This is a genomic window from Massilia sp. LC238 (assembly GCF_000735635.1).
Taxonomy (GTDB): domain Bacteria; phylum Pseudomonadota; class Gammaproteobacteria; order Burkholderiales; family Burkholderiaceae_D; genus Telluria; species Telluria varians.
This window is the reverse complement of sequence record NZ_JNNN01000030.1, coordinates 318,645-336,564: the sequence shown is the minus strand read 5'-3', so window position 1 is coordinate 336,564 and position 17,920 is coordinate 318,645. Positions and strand designations below refer to the sequence as shown.

Below are 17,920 nucleotides of genomic sequence, written 5' to 3'. Positions count from 1 at the left end.
AGTCATTATGTCCACTGAACTGCTGACGCCCTTCGAAAAGGGCAACCTGAACCAGACCACCACGCATGGCGAATGCATCGCCTGGTACGAAGACCTCGCGCGCCGCTATCCGGACGTGCTGCGCTTCGAGCAAGTGGGTGTGTCGGACGCCGGCGTGCCGATCCACGCGGGCGTGGTGAGCAGCGACGGCGTGTTCGACCGCGACGACATCAAGCGCGCGGGCCGCCCGGTCTTCTTCAACAACAACGGCATCCATCCGGGCGAGCCGGAAGGCGTGGACGCCTGTATGGCGCTGGTGCGCGACTTCTGCACCCAGCCCGAGCGTTTGGCTGCGCTGGGCAAGACCGTGTTCCTGTTCGTCCCGCTATACAACGTGGACGGTAGCTTGAACCGCGCCGATACCTCGCGCGTGAACCAGGACGGCCCGGAGCAGTTCGGCTTCCGCGGCATGAGCCGCCACCTCGACCTGAACCGCGACTTCATCAAGTGCGACAGCCTGACCGCGCAGGTGTTCAACAAGCTGTTCACGGCCTGGGACCCGGACGTGATGGTCGACACCCACACCTCCAACGGCGCCGACTACAGCTACACCATGACCCTGATCCACACTCAGCCGGACAAGCTGGGCGGCGAGCTGGGCGAATTCCTGCGCTCGACCATGCTGCCGGCGATGTACGAAGGCATGCAGCAGCGCGGCTGGCCGACCTGCCCCTACGTGAACCCGGTCAAGGACAGCCCGGACCACGGCATCGCCGACTTCCTCGAGACGGCGCGCTTCTCGACCGGCTACGCAGCCCTGCACCACACGATCGGCTTCATGCCCGAGACCCACATGCTCAAGCCTTTCAAGGACCGCTACGCGTCGATGCGCGCGCTGGTCGAGACTGCGCTGGAATTCACCGTGCAGAACGCCGAGCAGATCCAGGCGCTGCGCTGCGCCGCCAGGCAGCTGGACCGCACCCGTGCCGAATGGCCGATCCACTGGGCGATGGACGAGGCGAACCCGGACAGCTTCCGCTTCAAGGGCTACGAAGCCGGGTACAAGCCGAGCGTGCTGGGCACCTATTCGCGCCTGTGGTACGACCGCAGCAAGCCCTGGGAGCGCGACATCGCCTGGTACAACCGCTTCCCGGCCGACATCACCGTGCCGGCGCCGCGCGCCTACGTGGTGCCGCAACAGTGGCGCGAGGCGATCGAGCGCTTGCAGTGGAACGGCGTGCGCATGGAGCGTGTCGAAGCTGATCGCGTGGAGGAGGTGGATTGTTACCACATCGTGTCGGTGAGCTCGCGTCCGAACGCCTACGAAGGCCACATGTTCCACGACGACGTGGTGCTGGAAAAGCGCCGCGCACAGGTCCAGCTGCGCGCGGGCGATGTCATCGTGCCGCTCGACCAGGACCATGCGCGTTACGCGGTCGAGACGCTCGAGCCGCTGGGCCACGACAGCTTCTTCCGCTGGGGCTTCTTCAACAGCGTGCTGGAGAAGAAGGAAGCGTATTCGGATTACGTGTTCGAGGACCACGCGGTCGAACTGCTCAACGACGAGCCTGCGCTGGCCGCCAGGTTCGAGGCGTGGAAGGAGGCCAATCCGGCGCTGCTGTCGAACCAGGAAGCGGTGCTCGATTTCATCTTTGCGAACTGCGAGCGCTATCGCGAGCCGGAGTGGCGCCGTTATCCGGTGTTCATGATCGGCTGAGCGGATCACGACGCAGTCCGGGGCGGGGCACATCGCCCGCCCCGGACTGGTACTCAGGCGGTCTTGCGGCGGCGCAGGAAGCCAAGGCCGGCCAGGCCCGCGCCGAGCAGCGCCAGGGATGCCGGCTCGGGTACCTCGTTCTGCACCGGCTCGCTCACCACCGGCGCGCTCGACTTGAAGTCCGCGCTGATGTACATCGTCGAGGTCTTGCCTTCCGGGTTAGACCAGTAGTTCCCATCGAAGCTGCCGGCCCCCGTGAGGTGGTACTTCAGGTCGGACATCTCGATGCCGTTCAAGGCGAATGACAGTCCGGCGAGATCGGCCAGCGTCAGTCCCAGCAGCTTGTCGCCGGCCGGGTTCTTGGTATTGAAGATCGAGAACTTGAATACTTCCGAGTCGCTGGCGGTGTTCGGCTGGCTGAATTTGATGTTCAAGGTGTAATCGACCTTGAACAGGTCGGGCGTGAGCCAGTCGGCGGTGGCGCGGTTGGTCCACACCAGTTCGGCCAGGATCACGTCGTTCGCATTCTCTACCCCGACATTCCACTGCCGTTGCTGGGCCACCAGGGTCGAGCCATTGGTGAACAGTCCGAAACCCCATCCGAGCACCGCGTCCGGCTGCTTGACACCGTCGAACACGTAGCAGGTGCCCCAGCAATTCGAAATATTCGCGAACGTGCCTGTGGAGCTCCCCTGGATGACGGTCGCATTCGCAGTGCCCGCACCCAGCGCCATCGAGATGATCAAGCCGGAAATCAGCTTAGTGGAATGTAAGAAATTCATATTTCCCCCAGTTAATTGTAGTTGTTATTTTATAAGCTAAAACCGTGCCAGGCAACTAAGTTATTGATTTTTAAGGAACTCATTTTTATTAACTGTAGGAATGTAAGATTTCTCGACATTATCGTTATAGAAAGTTGTCACATTAAATAGAAAGCGGACGGCGACAGGACCTCCATCATCTCTCCATCATGTCTACGTATCCTGCCTGGACTCGCCACTACCTGGATACCTGTCATGCATCGTTCCCTCCTACGTCTCGGCGCCGGGCTGGCCCTGGCTGCACTCCCACCCACGGCCTTCGCCGAATCCACGATCAAGCGCTATATGTTCTCGACGCAGAAGGCGGAAGACGTCGACACGGAACTCGGCAAGATGAAGGTAAAGCTCAGCGAGGAATGGAAAGCGCCGGCAAGGGGACAGCCGAAGCGAATCACGGGAGTCGGAAGCAGCGGCTTCCAGACCAGCTTCCTGGTCGAACAGGCCGGTGGCGGTTTTCATGTCTACGCCGAACGGCGTCGTCCACAACACCCGACCGCGCCCCTGCCGTATGTCACGCAGGAGGTCGTGTTCGACACGCCCGATCCGGAGGTTTCACCAGTAGGGACACTCAGCTATCCGGCGGCAGGCGGCCCGTTTCCCGGTGTCGTGCTGCTTGCAGGCACCGGGCCGCATGACCGCGATGGAGGAATGTCCCTGCACAAGACGCTGGCGGTGCTGGCGGATCACCTGACCCGGCAGGGCTTTGCCGTGCTTCGGTACGACAAACGGGGCGTCGGGCTGACGGGAGGCAGACGGCATCCCGACTCTACCACCGACGACTACGCCGCCGACGCGCTGGCCGCAGTACGCTTCCTGAAGATCCAGCCGAACATCCGCGCATCCCGGATCGGCATCGTCGGGCACAGCGAAGGCGGCATCATCGCGTCCATGGTGGCGGCGCAGGCGCCGGCGGACGTCCGCTTCATCGTCATGCTCGGCGGTACCGGCCTGCCCGGCATCGACATCAAAAGCCTGCAGGACGCGGCCGCCCGCCGCGCCGAAGGCATGGACGAGTCCCTCGTCCTGCTCAACCGGTCCCAGGAACGCGAGCTGTTCGAGATTGCCGCAAGCGACCGGACCCGCCTTGAAGCGCTCGTGGCCATGCGGGCGGCCACGCTTGCCTTGCCGGCGGCGACCAGGACCGCACTCGAGATTCCACCGGAAGGGATTCCTGACGAAGCTTTCGAGGCCTTGCTGACGCCCTGGTTCCGGCGCTTCCTGTCACTGGACCCGCGCCAGTATCTCAAGCGCGTCGCCTGCCCGGTGCTGGCCCTGGGAGGAGAGAAGGACCTCCAGGTTCCGCCCGCCGAGAACCTGAAAGAGATCGGGCGTGCCCTCGCAAGCCGCTCTCCCCAGAGCGTCGTGCGCCAGCTTCCTGGCCTCAACCATAGCTTCCAGACTGCCAGGACCGGCAAGGCCAGCGAGTATTTTCTGATCGAGGAAACGGTCGCGCCTTCGGCGCTTGCCTTCATGTCGACATGGATGAAGAAAGTGGTCGGGAACGAATGAAAAAAACCGGGGAAAACCCCGGCTTCGTCCCAGTCTTACCTGGTCTCGGCAATCCACCGATCGACCTTCGCCTCCAGCACCGCCAGGGGCAGCGTGCCTTCGCCCAGCACGATCTCGTGGAACTTCGGCAGGCTGAACTTCTCGCCCAGTGCGCTTTCCGCGCGCTTGCGCAGTTCCATGATCTTCAGCGAGCCGATCTTGTAACCCAGCGCCTGTCCCGGCCAGACCATGTAGCGTTCGATCTGCGCCCGTGCCTCGGCTTCCGAGTAGCCCAGCGTGTCCTGGAAATAGGTGATGGCCCGGTCACGGCTCCAGCCCTTCGCGTGCAGGCCGGTATCCACTACCAGGCGCGCGGCGCGCAGCATCTCGTCGTTCAGGTGGCCGAAGTAATCCTCGGGCTTGTCGAACAGGCCCATCTCCTTGCCCAGGGTCTCGGCATACAGCGCCCAGCCCTCGGTGAAGGCGTTGTTGCCGCCGAACTTGCGGAAGCTCGGCAGGCCCAGTTCCTGCACCAGCGCGATGTGGAAGTGGTGGCCCGGCTGGCCTTCATGCAGGTAGAGCGTGACCATGCCGGTGCTGCCGTACAGCTTCGGATCGTTCACCACCGACCAGAACACGCCCGGACGCGAGCCGTCCGCGGCCGGCGGGGTGTAGTGGTCCGAGGCGGTGGCGCGCGACAGTTCCGGCTCCAGGCGCAGGTCGAGCGGCGCCTTCGGCATCAGGGTGAACAGGGCCGGCAGCTTGGCGCGCACCTTGGTGTCCAGCTCGCGGTACACGTCGATCACCTGCTGGTCCGAGGTAAAGGGCTTGTATTTCGGCTGCTGCGCCACCCAGCGCGGCAGGCCGGCCGCCGGGCCGGTGTAGCCCATCTTGGGGCCGGTCACGGCGTATTCGCCTTGGATGCGCGCCACTTCCTTCAGGCCGATCTCGTGGATCTGCTCGGGCGTGAGGCTGGTGGTGGTCATCGCCGCCACGCGCGCCGCATACCAGGCGGCGCCGTCCGGCAGGGCGTTCCAGCCGGCGCTGGTGCGCGTCTTCGGCAGGTAGTCCTTTTCCAGGTAGGTCGCCAGGCGCTTGAGCGCCGGATTGAGCTTGTTCGCGATCGTCTTGCGGTAGGCCTGCGTCAGGCTGCGCTTTTCAAGAGCCGTGAAGCTGGCCGGCATGTTCTTGATCGGCGTGTAGAAGATGCTCGCCTCGGTCTTGCCCGCTACCAGCTGTTTAAATTGCGGCAGGGCGGACTGCATCGGCTCGCGCGGCTGCACCACGCCGCGCTTGACGCCTTCGCGCATGTTGGCGATCGACTGGTCGATGTGCGGCACCAGCTGCGCCAGGCGGCTCAGGTAGGCGCGGTAGTCGCGCACGGTGTTCAGGGGCTGGGCGCCCTGGCCGCCGGCGTAGTTCGCCAGGATCACCGGCATGCTGAGCATCTGGTCGATCGGGATCAGGTGTTCCGGGAAGGCGGCCAGGCGCAGCGCGCTGTTCAGTTCGAACTTGAGGATGTCGTAGCTGGTCTGGTCGCGCGCTCCGAGGCGCTCGCGCGGAATGCCCGACAAGCGCTTGAGGTAGCTGCGGTAGAGCGCGAATTGCTGCTCGCGCAGCTTCGGCGAGATCGACAGGCCCAGCTTGTCGTTGAAGCGGCTGTCGCCGCTCTCGGTGGCCCACACCGGCTCGAAGCGGGCCAGCGACTCGTAGTACTCGTCGGCCAGCGCATTGAGTTGGCGGCTTTCCGCGCTGGCGGCGGCGGAAGCCGGCTTGGGGGCGTCGGCCTGGGCGGCCGCGGCCGGCCCGCAGGCCAGCAGCGCGGCCGCCGCCAGGCTTGCGAGCTTGAAGCTTGCGTTCATGGTGTTTCCTTGTGAATCAGTAGCTGGCCAGCGGCGTCAGTGCGCCGTTCTTGAAGGTGTAGACCGTGACGGCCGTCTTCTTCAGGTTGCCCTTCGGGTCATAGCCGTAGGTGCCCACCACGCCCTGGTAGCTGATGCTGTGCATGGCCGCGCCGACCTTGGCGGCATCGACCGAGTTGGCCGACTTCATGGCCTGGGCGATGAACTTGGTCTGGTCGTAGAACGAGGGCGCATACACGTCCGGGTCGCGCTTGAAGCGGGCCTTGTAGGCGTTGATGAAGGCGGGGCCGCCCGGCTGCTTGGCAACGATCGCGCCGGCCTGGGCGCAGCGCACGTTCTCGCCGACCGCCGGGCCGCCCAGCTTGGCCATCTCCGGGCTGCACAGGGTGTCGCCGCCCAGCAGCGGCACGTTCAGGCCGAGCGCCTTCATCTGGCGCGCCATCGGCGCGGCCTGCGGCGCATAGCCGCCGAAGAAGACGGCGTCCACGCGCTTGGCCTTGAGCGAGGTAAGGATGGCGGCGAAGTCGGTCGCCTTGTCGGTGGTGTACTCGTGGCCGGCGACCTTCATGCCGTTGGCGGTGGCCTGGCGCTTGAATTCCATGGCGACGCCCTGGCCGAAGGCGGTGCGGTCGTCGATCACGCCGACGTTCTTCACTTTCAGTTCCTTGGCCGCGTAGGCTGCCACCGAGCCGCCCACCTGGGTGTCGCTGGCGACGATGCGGAACACGGTCGGGTAGCCGGACTGGGTGATCTTGGGATTGGTGCCGACGGTCGACATCAGGATGCCGTTGTCGTTGTAGACGCGCGAAGCGGGAATCGCCACGCCCGAGTTGTACGGGCCGAGCACGAACTTCACTTTGGCGTCGGCGAATTTCTGCGCCACGTTGACGCCCTGTTTCGGGTCGCCCTGGTCGTCTTCGGACTGCAGCTCGAAGCGGATCGTGTTGCCGCCGACCTGGAGCTTCTGTGCGTTGAGTTCTTCGATGGCGAGGCGTACGCCGTTCTCGTTGTCCTTGCCGGCGAAGGCATTGGAACCGGACAGCGGGCCGCTCACGCCGATTCTCACGACCTGTTCGGCGGCGTTGGCGGTATTGACGTCGATGGCGAGCAGCGCGGCCAGCGCGAGCGGCGCCATGTGCAGTTTGGATGGCATTCCCTGGGTCTCCGTTGTATTCGAACGGACGCCATCATCGCACGAAACCCGCCGGGGGTTAAGCGGGCAAGCCGTGCGAGATCAACTCCAGCGGCAGCGCGGTGGTGCACTTGATCTGCTCCATCGAAAAGGCCGAGGACACGCCGGTCAGACGCGCGGTCTTGATCAGCTTCTTGTAGAAGCGGTCATAGCCCGCGATATCGGTGGTGACGACCTTGAGCAGGTAGTCGACGTCGCCGCTCATGCGGTGGAACTCCAGCACTTCCGGCAGCGCGACCACGGCCGCGGCGAAGCGCGCCAGCCATTTTTCGTCGTGTTCGGTGGTGCGCACGCTGACGAACACCGTCACCGGCAGGCCGACCTTCTCGCGGTTGACGATGCTGACCCGGCTTTCGATATAGCCCTCTTCCTCGAGGCGCTTGACGCGCTTCCAGCAGGGCGTACTGGACAGGCCGACCTTTTCGCTGAGGCCGGAAATGGAGAGGGTGGCATCCGCCTGTAATGCGGCAAGAATAGCGCAATCAAACTTGTCGAGTGAGTTCATTTTCACTATATCGATATATCGAGAACGTATATGCCAATTCCGCGCCATAAAGCGGATAAATTAGGATATGTTTACCGGCGCGACTCCGTAACATACTCATCAACAATAACACGATCCGCAGCAACTAATTACTTTTTTGTAATGTGATGATGAACAACGAAGTTTACCTCGACGCCAACGCCACCTCGCCGGTCCTCCCGGCAGCCATTGAAGCGGCGACGGCCGTCATGCAGGACTGCTTCGGCAACCCGAGCAGCAGCCATGCCTGCGGCCTGCGCGCCAAGGCCCTGCTCGACGCCACCCGCGCCCGGGCGCGCCGCGTGCTGGGCGCCGCCACGGGGCGGGTGATGTTCACCAGCGGCGCCACCGAAGGCATCCAGACCGCGGTGCTGTCGGCACTGTGCGCGGTGCGCGAACGGCGCGCGCGCGGCGAAGCCTGCGGCGACCTGCTGCTCTACGGCGCCACCGAGCACAAGGCGGTGCCGGAAAGCCTGGCGCACTGGAACCGCGTGCTCGGTACCGGGCTGGAGCTGCGCGCGCTGCCGGTCGACGGCGACGGCCGCCACCGCCTGGATCTGCTGCGCGAACTGGCGCCGCGTGCCGCTTTTGTGTGCACCATGGCCGCCAACAACGAAACCGGCGTGGTGTCCGACCTGGACGGCATCGCGCGCGAGCTGCAAGAAACCGGCAGTCCGGCGCTGTGGATGGTCGACTGCGTACAGGCGCTCGGCAAGCTGCCGCTCGGCCTCGACGCCACCCGCATCGACTATGCGCCCTTCTCGGGCCACAAGCTGTATGCGCCCAAGGGCATCGGCCTGCTGTACGTGCGCGAGGGCGCGCCCTACACGCCGCTGATGTGCGGCGGCGGCCAGGAAGCCGGGCAGCGCTCCGGCACCGAGAACATGGGCGGCATCGCCGCTCTTGGAGCGGTGCTCGGCGCGCTGGAGGAGGGCACGACTTTCCGCAGCCACGTCCAGCTGCGCGGCTACCGCGACCGCCTTGCAGCAAGCCTGCGCGAAGCCTTCCCGGGCCTGGTGTTCAACGCACCGCTCGAACATGCCCTGCCCACCACGCTGAATTTCTCGGTGCCGGGCCTGGGCAGCAAGGAGCTGCTCGACCTGTTCGATGCCGCCGGCGTGCGCGTCAGCGCGGGTTCGGCCTGTTCGGCCGCCAAGGCGGCGCCGAGTTACGTGCTCGATGCGATGGGCGTGCCCCTGGAGCGCAGCGCGTCGGCCGTGCGCCTGTCCTTCGGCCCGCTGGTGGACGACGACTTCATCGAGAGCGCCTGCGCCCGGATCGCGCACTGCGGACGCGCGCTGGCGCAGGCCAGGCCGGCGGCGCGCCTGCAACAGCTGGAGGCGGGCGGCGCCAGCGGTTGGCTGCTGTTCGACGACGAGGGCCGCCACTGCATCGCGATCGATCCGCCCGAAGCGCTGGCGGCGCGCATTGCCGCCGACCTGAGCACGCGCGAATGCCGCCTGCTGGCCTGTTTCGCCACCAGCCATGGCGCCGGCGGCGCCGACGCGCTATGCGACATCCTGGGCCTGACACCGGGCTGGCCGGGCGGCGCGCAGCAGGTGGAATTCGCCGGCGCCACGCTCGACGCCATCGCGCTGGGCCAGGACGTGCTGGCGAAACACGGCGACGGATACCTGCTGGGGCATCCGGAAAACGGCGTGCTGGCCGCTGGCGCGGTGCGCTTCGTGTTCGGCGCCGCTCCCGGGAACGACGGCTTCGACGCCGCCCTGTGTTGTCACCGGATCGGCGAACCCGCGGTGTCGCGGCCCGGCGCCGAGGCCCTGCCCGACGAGGGCATCGACCTCGACCCGACCACGGCGGCCGCCTACCTGGCGGCCCACCCCGACGCCCTGCTGGTCGACGTGCGCGAGCTGCCGGAACACGCGGCGGCCTGCGCCCAGCTGCGCGGACGCGGCGCGCAGCACGTGCCGCTGTCGCAGCTGGCCGGGCAGGCTGCACACTGGCTGCGCGAGTCCCGTCCGCTGGTGTTCCTGTGCCGCAGCGGCAACCGCAGCGCCCGCGCCGCGCGCCTGCTGCGCCGCCTCGGGCATGCCCAGGCCTGGCATGTGGCCGGAGGACTGGCGCTGGCCGGCTGAATCCCCCGCCTGTGTACGGCACCGCACAGTAGCTACCGCTGGCTTCTTCTAGCATGGCGGTGGCCGTGCGCGCCCTGCGTTTCCCTTCCCATCGACCTGCTTCAGGCGCGCCGCGCGCCGGCGGTCGACAGCGCGCGCCTCTGTGTCGAGGTCCCTGTTGAAGCAAGAGAAGAACCCGAAGGCTGAATCCGGCACCGCCGCAGTCATGAACAATGCGCGCGATGAGGGCGCGCCCGGCCTGCGGGCGCAGCTGGCCGAACTGGCCGGCGCGATCGACGCCGCATGCGATGCGCTCGACCGCGCCCGCCAGCGCGGCAGCGACCTGCCGCCCGCCACCGGCGCCATCCTCGACAACAGCCCCCTGATCGATGCCCAGCTGCGCCAGGTGCGGGCCGCCATCGGCCTGCACGATCGCGGCGCGCTGCCGGGACCTGGCGGCCAGGCCCGCATCCTGATGCTGGCGCGCGACGCGGCGAGCCGGGACGACGGACGCATCGAACGCGTCGGCCTGGCAGGCTTCCTCGCCGCCGCCCAGCAGGACGCTCCCTTGCTGCTGGCCGAGCTGCGCCTGTTTCCCGCCGCCTTGCGCCTGGCGCTGCTCGACGGGCTGCGCCAGGTCGCCGTGCGCGGCGCCCGCGCCTGCGAGGAACGCATCCTTGCCGCGGACTGGGCCGGCAAGTTGCTCGACACCGCCGCGCAGCGCTCCGGCGACCTGGTCCTGCTGGTGGCCGACATGGCGCGCGCCGTGCAGCCGCTGGGCGGCAGCTTCGTGGCGGAACTGGCGCGCCGCCTGCAGGGGCAGGGGCCGGTGGTCGCCCAGGCCCTCGGCTGGATTGATGCGCGCCTGGCGGACGAGGGTTCCAGCATCAGCCAGATGGTAGCGGACGAGCGCGACGCCATGGCGCTTGACGGCACGCGGGTGGCGAACAGCCTGGCCAGCCTGCGCCTGCTCGGCGGGATCGACTGGCGGCAGCTAGCTGAAGGCGCCAGCACCGTCGAACCCATCCTGCGCGCCGACCCGGACGGCAGCTATCCGCGCATGGACGGCGCCACCCGCGACCTGTACCGCCTCGCCATCGAACGGCTGGCGCGCCGGAGCGGACGCAGTGAAACCGAGGTGGCGCAAGAGGCGCTGGCCCTGGCGGGCAAGAACCTGACGCCCGGTGAAGGAGGACTCGATGCACGCCGGCGCCACATCGGCTACTACCTGGCCGGCCCCGGCCTGGCGGCGCTGGAAGCGCGGCTGCAGCCGACCCTCGGCCTGGCGGCAGGGCTGGGGCGGCGCCTGCGCCACGCCCCGCTGGCGGCCCGCATCGCCGGGATGGTGGTGTTCACGCTGCTGTTCGCGGCGGCGGTCGTCATCGCCGCGCGCCAGCAGGGCGCCGGACTCGGGCTGCAGCTCATCATCGGACTGCTTGCGCTCATCGGCGCCAGCGGTCTGGCGCGCTCGCTGGTCGACATGATGGCGAGCTGGCTGGCAAGCCCGTCGCCGACGCCGCGCATGGACTTCGACGACGGCATCCCCGCCGAGGAACAGGCCCTGGTGGCCGTGTCGGCGCGCCTGGTCAACAGCGCCCAGCTCGACGCGTTGTGCCGCGACCTCGAAGTGCGCTACCTGGCCAACCGCGATCCGCGCCTGCGTTTCTGCCTGCTGGCCGACCTGTACGACGCGCCTGGCGAGACCATGCCGGGCGACGAGGCGCTGGTGGCGCATGCCGCCGCCGCCATCGAGGCGCTCAACCGCAAGCATGCGCGCGAACACCGCTTCCCCACGCTCGACGAAGACGGCCAGCCCACCACCACCAGGGTGCGCGTCGAACCCTTCCTGCTGCTGCAGCGCCCAAGGACCTGGAGCGCCGGCGAGCATGCCTGGATCGGGCGCGCGCGGCGCCGCGGCCAGCTGGCCGACCTGAATGCCTTCCTGGCCGGGACGGGGCGCGAGCGCTTCGCCACCGTGGCCGGCAACACGGCCGGGCTGGCGGAGATGCGCTACGTGATCACGCTCGACGCCGCCACCGACCTGCCGCGCGATGCGGCGCGCTGCCTGGTCGGCGCCATGGCCCATCCGCTCAACCAGCCGGCACTCAGTGCCGGCGGCACCCGCGTGATCGAAGGGCACGCCATGCTGCGTCCGGTCGTCGGCGGCGCATTGCCCGACCCGCAGGCCTGCCGCTACCAGCGCATGTGGCTCGAAGCCCACGGCACCTGGGCCGCCGGCCTGGCCGTGCGCGAGTGCGAAGCGCAGGGCATGTTCGGCTGGTCCGCCATCTACGAGGTCGATGCCTACGAACGGGTACTGCGCGGCCGCCTGCCGGACGAGGTCCTGCCGGCGCCGGGCATCGTCGACGAAGGGTGTTTGCACGCGAAGAGCGATTGCGAGGTCCGCCTCGCCGAAGCGCTGCCCGGCAGCTATGGCGAACATGCCGTGCGCCGCCACCGTGCGGTGCGGGCGGCCTGGCAGGTGGCCGGCTGGATCCGCCCGCGCATCGGCAAGGCGAAGGGCGAGCGCGAAGCCAACCCGATGAGCGCCGCCGACCGCTGGCAGCTGTTCGACACCCTGCGCGACAGCCTGGTGGCGCCGGCGCTGGCGGCGCTGCTGGTCCTGTGCTGGAGCCGGCTGGCGGAGCCGGCGTTCTGGACCGCCATGGTGCTGTCGGTGTTCTTCCTGCCGGCCCTGCTGGGCAGCCTGGTGGCGCTGAGCGACCGCCCGCACGGTGCGCCATGGCGCCAGCACCTCGACAGCTGGGCGCGCGGCGCGCGCGTGCCGCTGGTGCGCGCGGCGCTGGCGACCAGCTTCCTGCCGCATGCGGCCTGGTGCCAGCTCGATGCCGTGCTCAAGGCGTTGTGGCGCAGCCGGGTGTCGCGCCGGCGCCAGCTGGAGTGGCGCCCGGCCGCGCTGGCGCGCCCGGCCCGGGTGGTGGCCAACAACTGGCTGACCATGTGGTTCGCGCCGGCGCTGGCGGTGGCCACCAGCCTGCTGCTGACCTTCGCCAACCCGTATTCCCTGTTCACGGCGGCGCCGGTCCTGCTGGTGTGGTTCCTGTCGCCGCTGCTGGCCTGGTGGACCAGCCTGCCGCAACGCGCCCAGGCGCGCCTGCCGGCGGCGCGGCAGGCAAGCCTGCAGCGCCTCGCGCGCCGCAGCTGGAGCTTCTTCGAGGACCACGCCGGCCCCGCCAACAACTGGCTGCCGCCGGAAAGCGTGCAGGAGCATCCCCACCCGCTGGTGGACACCCGCACTACCCCGAGCGGCATGTCGGTGTTCCTGCTGTCCACGCTCGCGGCGCGCGATTTCGGTTTCATCGCACCGGGCGAGCTGCTGCGGCGCCTGGATGTCTCGCTGGCCTCGATGGCCCTGCTGGAGCGCTGGAAGGGCCACTTCCTGGCCGCCTACGACAGCGCCACCCTGGCGCCGGTCGAGCCGGCCTGCGTGTCGACCCGCGACAGCGGCTGGCTGGCGCTCGGCCTGCGCCTGCTTGCCGTCGGGCTGGACGAGCTGCCGGACACGCCGGTCGCCGGACCGCGGGCGCTGGACGGGATCCGCGCCGCCGTGCAGGTGGTGGACGAGCTGGTCCAGCACCAGGCGCATGGCGTGCGTGCGCTGGTGGCCCAGGTCTGGGGCGCGCTCGACCCGCAGCGCGGCCGCGCGGCCGACACCTTGCCGGGCCTGTCCGAATGCCTGCGCCACGTGGCCGCCGCCGCCGACGCGCTGGAAGCCGGCCTGCCGGAAACCGCCGATGCCGCGCTGCGCGGCTGGGCGGCGCGCCTGGCCGCGCAATGCCATGCGCAGCAGGACGAGCTGCTGGCGCTGGCCCCCTGGATGCGCGCCGAGCAGGAATACGTGCTCGAGGCCAGCCTGACGCGGATCCCGACGCTGCGCGAACTGGCGGCCCTGGAGGCCCCGGTCGGCAGCCACCACGGCCTGGCGCGGCTGGTGCGCGAAGGCCGCCAGCACGCGCAGAAGCTGCTGGCGGAGTGCGCCCGCCTGGCCGGGCAGGCGCGCAGCTTCGCCGGCATGGATTTCGCCGCGCTGCTGGATCCCGAGACCGGCCTGCTGGCGGCCGCCTGCCACGTGCGCGACGGCCGCCTGGACACGGGCAGCTGCGACCTGCTGGCCTCGGACAGCCGCATGGCCAGCTTCCTGGCGGTGGCGCAGGGCCAGCTCGGCCAGCGTCACTGGTGGACGCTCGGCCGGCCGCTACGCATCGCCGGGCCGGAACAGCTGCTGCTGTCGCGCACGGGCAGCCTGTCGGACTACCTGGCGCCGCAGCTTCTGATGCCGACCTGGCGCGAGACCCTGCTCGACCACGCCGGCCGCGCCGCCGTGCGGGCCCAGGCGGCGCATGGCGCACGTCACGACATGCCCTGGGGTTTTTCGGAGTCGAGCTGCAACGCGGTCGACGCCCAGCTGCTGTTCCAGTTCGGCCGCTTCGGCGTTCCCGCGGCCAGCCTGGAGCGCAGCGCCGATGCCGGCCTGGTGGCGGCACCATATGCGGCCATGCTGGCCTTGCCGGTGGCGCCGGCCCTGGCCCTGGCCAACCTCGAGCGCATGGCCCAGGAAGGCCTGGCCGGAGACTACGGCTATGTCGATGCGGTCGACCATACCCCGGGCCGGCTGCCGCACGGCGAGCGCCGCCACGTGGTGCGCGTCGTCGCCACCCGCCACCAGGGCATGGGCCTGCTCGCGCTGCTGCAGCTGCTGCACGGGGCGCCGATGCAGCGCCGCTTCCGCCTCGACCCGGAACTGCGTGCGGCCCTGCCGCTGCTGCAGGAGCCGGTGCCGGCCAGCGGCGCGTCGCTTGGGACAGCCTACGACAGCGCGCAGCAGCACCCGGGATCCGCCCAGGGACGGGTCATCGACCGCGCGGATACGTCGACGCCTGACGTGCAGCTGCTGTCGAACGGCAGCTACCACGTGCTGGTGGACAGCATTGGCGCCGGCTACAGCCGCTGGGGCGAGTTCCTCTTGACCCGCTGGCAGCCGGATCCGCTCGGCGCCCGGGGCGGCCTTGCCTGCGTGCTGCGCGACAGCGCGTCCGGCGAACTGTGGTCGCCCACGCTGGCGCCCATCTACGGCGAGCCGGAACGCTACGAAGCGGTGTTCGCGGAGGGACGCGCCAGCTTCCGGCGCGAAGAGCGCGGCCTGGCGATCGTGAGCGAGGTGGTGGTGGCGCCCGAGGACGACATCGAGCTGCGCCACATCCGCATCCACAACCGGGGCGCCGTACCGCGCACGCTGGAAGTGACGAGCCAGGTCGCGCTGCTGGCGCAAGAAGGGCATGCGGCGCAGCTGCGCATCGATGCGCCGACCCTGGCCATGCTGTGCACCCTGGGACCGGGCGCGCCGACCGTCCTGCACCTGATGGCGGTGTGCGGCGAGGCCGGCGCACCGCAATACAGCGCCGCCTGCCGCGACCCGCTTGCGGCGCTGCCGCCGTTTGACGAAGCGTCGCCCGTTTCCCAGCCAGCGCTGGCGATCCGCCGCAGCATCACGCTGGCGCCGAACCAGGAAGTGAGCATCGACCTGGTGCTGGGCGTGGCCCCGACGCCCGCCACCGCGCGCGAACTGGCTGCGCGCTATGCCGGTACCCAGGCGGTGGGGCAGGCGGTGGAGGCGGCCTGGACCCATGGCCAGGCCTTCCTGCGCGCGGCCGGCATCACCGAGGCGCAGGCCCAGCTCTACAACCGCCTGGCCGGCTGCCTGCTCGACCCGGTGCCCGGCTTGCGGGCGGACGCCGGCGTCATCGAGCGCAACGTGCGCGGACGCGCCGCCCTGCGCCCCTACGGCGTGGACGGCAGCCGCCCGCTGCTGGTGCTGCAGCCTGGCCCGGACAGCGCCCTGGCGCGCGAGGTGTTCCAGGCGCATGGCTACTGGCGCGCACGCGGCTTCGAGGCCGACCTGCTGGTGCTGTGCGAGGGCCGCGCCGTGTTGGACCAGCTCATGGCGCTGGCGCCGGGCGAGGCGGAGGGCGTCCACGTCCACCTGCTGCCGGAGGTGCCGCAGGAAGACCGCATCCTGCTACGCGCGGCGGCGCAGGTGCTGCTGCTCGAAGAGCGCGGCAGCCTGCTAGAGCAATTGCGCCGCGCGGCGCCAGGCTTGCCCGCGCTGCCGGCGCCGTTCGCGGCCCAGGAACAGCCGGCGCCCTGGACCAGCGAGGCGCGCCTGCCCGATGTCGAGGCGCACCCGCTCGACCAGGGATTTTCCCGGGACGGGCGCGAGCTGCTCATCCGCAGCGACGAGGCATCGACCGCGCCGTGGGACAACGCGCTGGCCAACGGCGTGTTCGGCGCCGTGCTGCCGCAGACCGGCCCGGGCAGCACCTGGTGCGGCCGGCGCTCGCTGCTCTTGAGCGCGCCGCAGGGCGAAGCCTTCTACCTGCGCGACGAGGACACGGGCAGCGCATGGTCGCCGACGCCCTGGCCGATGCCGTCCGGCGAGCCCTATCGCACGCGCCACGGTTTCGGCTATACGCTGTTCGAGCACGTGGCGCACGGCATCTGGTCCGAACTGCGCTGCTTCGTGGCGCCCGGGGCGCCGCTGAAGTATGCGGTCATCAAGCTGCACAACGCCTCCAGCGCGCCGCGCCGCCTGTCCGTCACCGGCTACGTGCAATGGTGGATGGACGATGCCGCCGCCAACCCCGGCCTGCAGGTCGTCACGGGCGTCGACGTGGCCAGCGGCGCGCTGGTGGCGCGCAATGCCTTCGGCGATGGTTTTGGCGACAAGCTCGGCTTCTTCCACCTCGATGCGCCCCAGGTAGCGTCGACTTGCGACCGGCGCGAATTCTTCGGCCGCCACCGCAGCCTGGCGCGGCCGGCGGCGCTGGAGCGCAACGGGCTGTCAGGCAGCGTGGGCGCCGCGCTCGATGCTTGCGCGGCGCTGCAGACGCGGGTGGAGCTGGCGCCCGGCGCCACGATCGAACTGGTGTTCCTGCTCGGCGTGGCCGGGCCCGACACGCTGGCGGCGAGCCGCGCGGTGCAGCAGCACGGCGGGGCCAAGGCGGCGGCGCTGGCGCTGCGCCAGGTGCACGCCTTCTGGGACGAGCTGCTCGGCAGCCAGCGCGTGTCCACGCCGGATGCCGCCTTCAACCTGTATGCCAACGGCTGGCTGCCCTATGCGGCGGTGGCCGGCGCCATGGGCGGCACGCCGGCCCAGCAGCTGCAGGGCGCGATGGCGGCGGTGCACGGCAACCCGGCGGTCTTGCGCGATGCGCTGCTGCGGGCGGCGCGCGCCGACATCGGCGCCGAAGGCCGGCTGGTGGAAGACTTCCTGTGGCTGCCCTATGCGCTGCACCGCTACGTTGGCATCACCGGCGACTACGGCATCCTGCGCGAGCCGGCCGGCGGCGACCCGTCCAGCGGCACGCGCCTGGCGCGCGACGACCTGTACCAATATTGCGTGCACGGCCTGCGCGGCTGCCTGCGCTTCGGGGTGCATGGCATGCCGCTGCAGGATGCGCGCATGCACGAGGGCGAAGAGGAGCTGGACGCACGGCCCGAGAGCGTGCTGCTGGCCTTCCTGCTGGCCGCGGTGCTGCAGCGCTTCGCCGAGGTGGCCGACCGGCGCGCCGACTTCGGCTTCGCCACCACCTGCCGCGGCGCGGCGCTGGCGCTCAAGGCGCAGGCCGAGGAATACGGCTGGAACGGCGCCGCCTATGGGGACGGCGGCGCCGCCACCCAGGCATGGGCCGCCATGGCCGGCGCGGCGCCCGGCCGCATCCAGGCGGTGCTCGCCGCGCTGGATACAAGCGACGTGCAGGACGGGCGCACGGCGGCGTGGGCGGCGCTGGCCCTGGCCGCGGAGGGCGCCGGCACGCCCGCCTGGGAAATGGTGCGCCGCCTGAATCCGCTTGCGCCGGATGCCGGCACACGCGTGCGCCCGGCCGGCGCGCCTTGGCTCATGATGGATGCGGTCGGGGGCGGAACGGCCGCCGGCTGGGCGCAGCTGCTGCTGAGCGACGCACTGCTCGGCCTGCAGCGCACGGTCGACCGCCTGGCGCTGGCGCCGCTGCTGCCGCTGGGCTGGGACAGCCTGCGTTTTCGCTACCGCAACGGCCGGACCGATTATCATGTCACGGTTTTGCCGGCGACCACGGGCGAGCTGCTCGTCATCGACGGCACGCCGCAGCAGGAGCGCGTGATCGAACTCGTCGACGACGGGCGCGAGCACACGGTGGAACTGTATGTGGAACGCAAGCCGGGCGACGCGCTCGCCGGCCATCAAACAACCAGCCAGGAATGAGGA

The 17,920-nt window shown here is 69.5% G+C and carries 8 protein-coding genes; 4 read left to right on the top strand and 4 right to left on the bottom strand.

From position 1 onward, the window contains the following. Positions 1–7: 7 nt before the first annotated feature. A complete protein-coding gene (locus tag FG94_RS07450) occupies positions 8–1,696 on the top strand; it encodes a M14 family zinc carboxypeptidase (protein WP_036209077.1) in 1,689 nt (562 codons plus the stop codon). 53 nt (positions 1,697–1,749) lie between these two features. Here the strand turns inward: FG94_RS07450 and FG94_RS27850 are convergent, their stop codons facing one another. Then, on the bottom strand, positions 1,750–2,478 hold the full coding sequence (locus FG94_RS27850) for a choice-of-anchor K domain-containing protein (RefSeq protein ID WP_081925856.1): 729 nt from the start codon (positions 2,476–2,478) through the stop codon (positions 1,750–1,752). A 234-nt stretch (positions 2,479–2,712) separates the two neighbouring features. Between FG94_RS27850 and FG94_RS07440 the strand changes: the two genes are divergently transcribed. Beyond that, entirely contained in the window at positions 2,713–4,026 is a 1,314-nt protein-coding gene (locus FG94_RS07440; protein ID WP_051996308.1) for a S9 family peptidase, read from the top strand. A 35-nt stretch (positions 4,027–4,061) separates the two neighbouring features. Here the strand turns inward: FG94_RS07440 and FG94_RS07435 are convergent, their stop codons facing one another. Genes FG94_RS07435 through FG94_RS07425 form a run of 3 tightly spaced genes read right to left on the bottom strand, consistent with a single transcriptional unit; the run spans position 4,062 to position 7,564 of the window. Beyond that, positions 4,062–5,867, bottom strand: a complete 1,806-nt coding sequence (locus FG94_RS07435) for a DUF885 family protein (protein ID WP_036209072.1) — start codon at positions 5,865–5,867, stop codon at positions 4,062–4,064. A gap of 16 nt (positions 5,868–5,883) precedes the next feature. After that, positions 5,884–7,020, bottom strand: a complete 1,137-nt coding sequence (locus FG94_RS07430) for a branched-chain amino acid ABC transporter substrate-binding protein (RefSeq protein WP_027867310.1) — start codon at positions 7,018–7,020, stop codon at positions 5,884–5,886. Positions 7,021–7,078: 58 nt separating this feature from the next. Continuing rightward, positions 7,079–7,564: an Lrp/AsnC family transcriptional regulator gene (locus tag FG94_RS07425; protein WP_027867309.1), complete on the bottom strand. Its 486-nt coding sequence runs from the start codon at positions 7,562–7,564 to the stop codon at positions 7,079–7,081. 149 nt (positions 7,565–7,713) lie between these two features. Here FG94_RS07425 and FG94_RS07420 point away from each other — a divergent pair, with 149 nt between their 5' ends. Together FG94_RS07420 and FG94_RS07415 are read left to right on the top strand one after the other, a co-directional pair. Beyond that, positions 7,714–9,678: an aminotransferase class V-fold PLP-dependent enzyme gene (locus FG94_RS07420; protein WP_036209346.1), complete on the top strand. Its 1,965-nt coding sequence runs from the start codon at positions 7,714–7,716 to the stop codon at positions 9,676–9,678. A gap of 157 nt (positions 9,679–9,835) precedes the next feature. Beyond that, the gene (locus FG94_RS07415) at positions 9,836–17,917 is read left to right on the top strand and encodes a GH36-type glycosyl hydrolase domain-containing protein (protein WP_051996307.1); all 8,082 of its coding nucleotides are present in this window, start codon (positions 9,836–9,838) and stop codon (positions 17,915–17,917) included. Positions 17,918–17,920 lie beyond the last annotated feature (3 nt).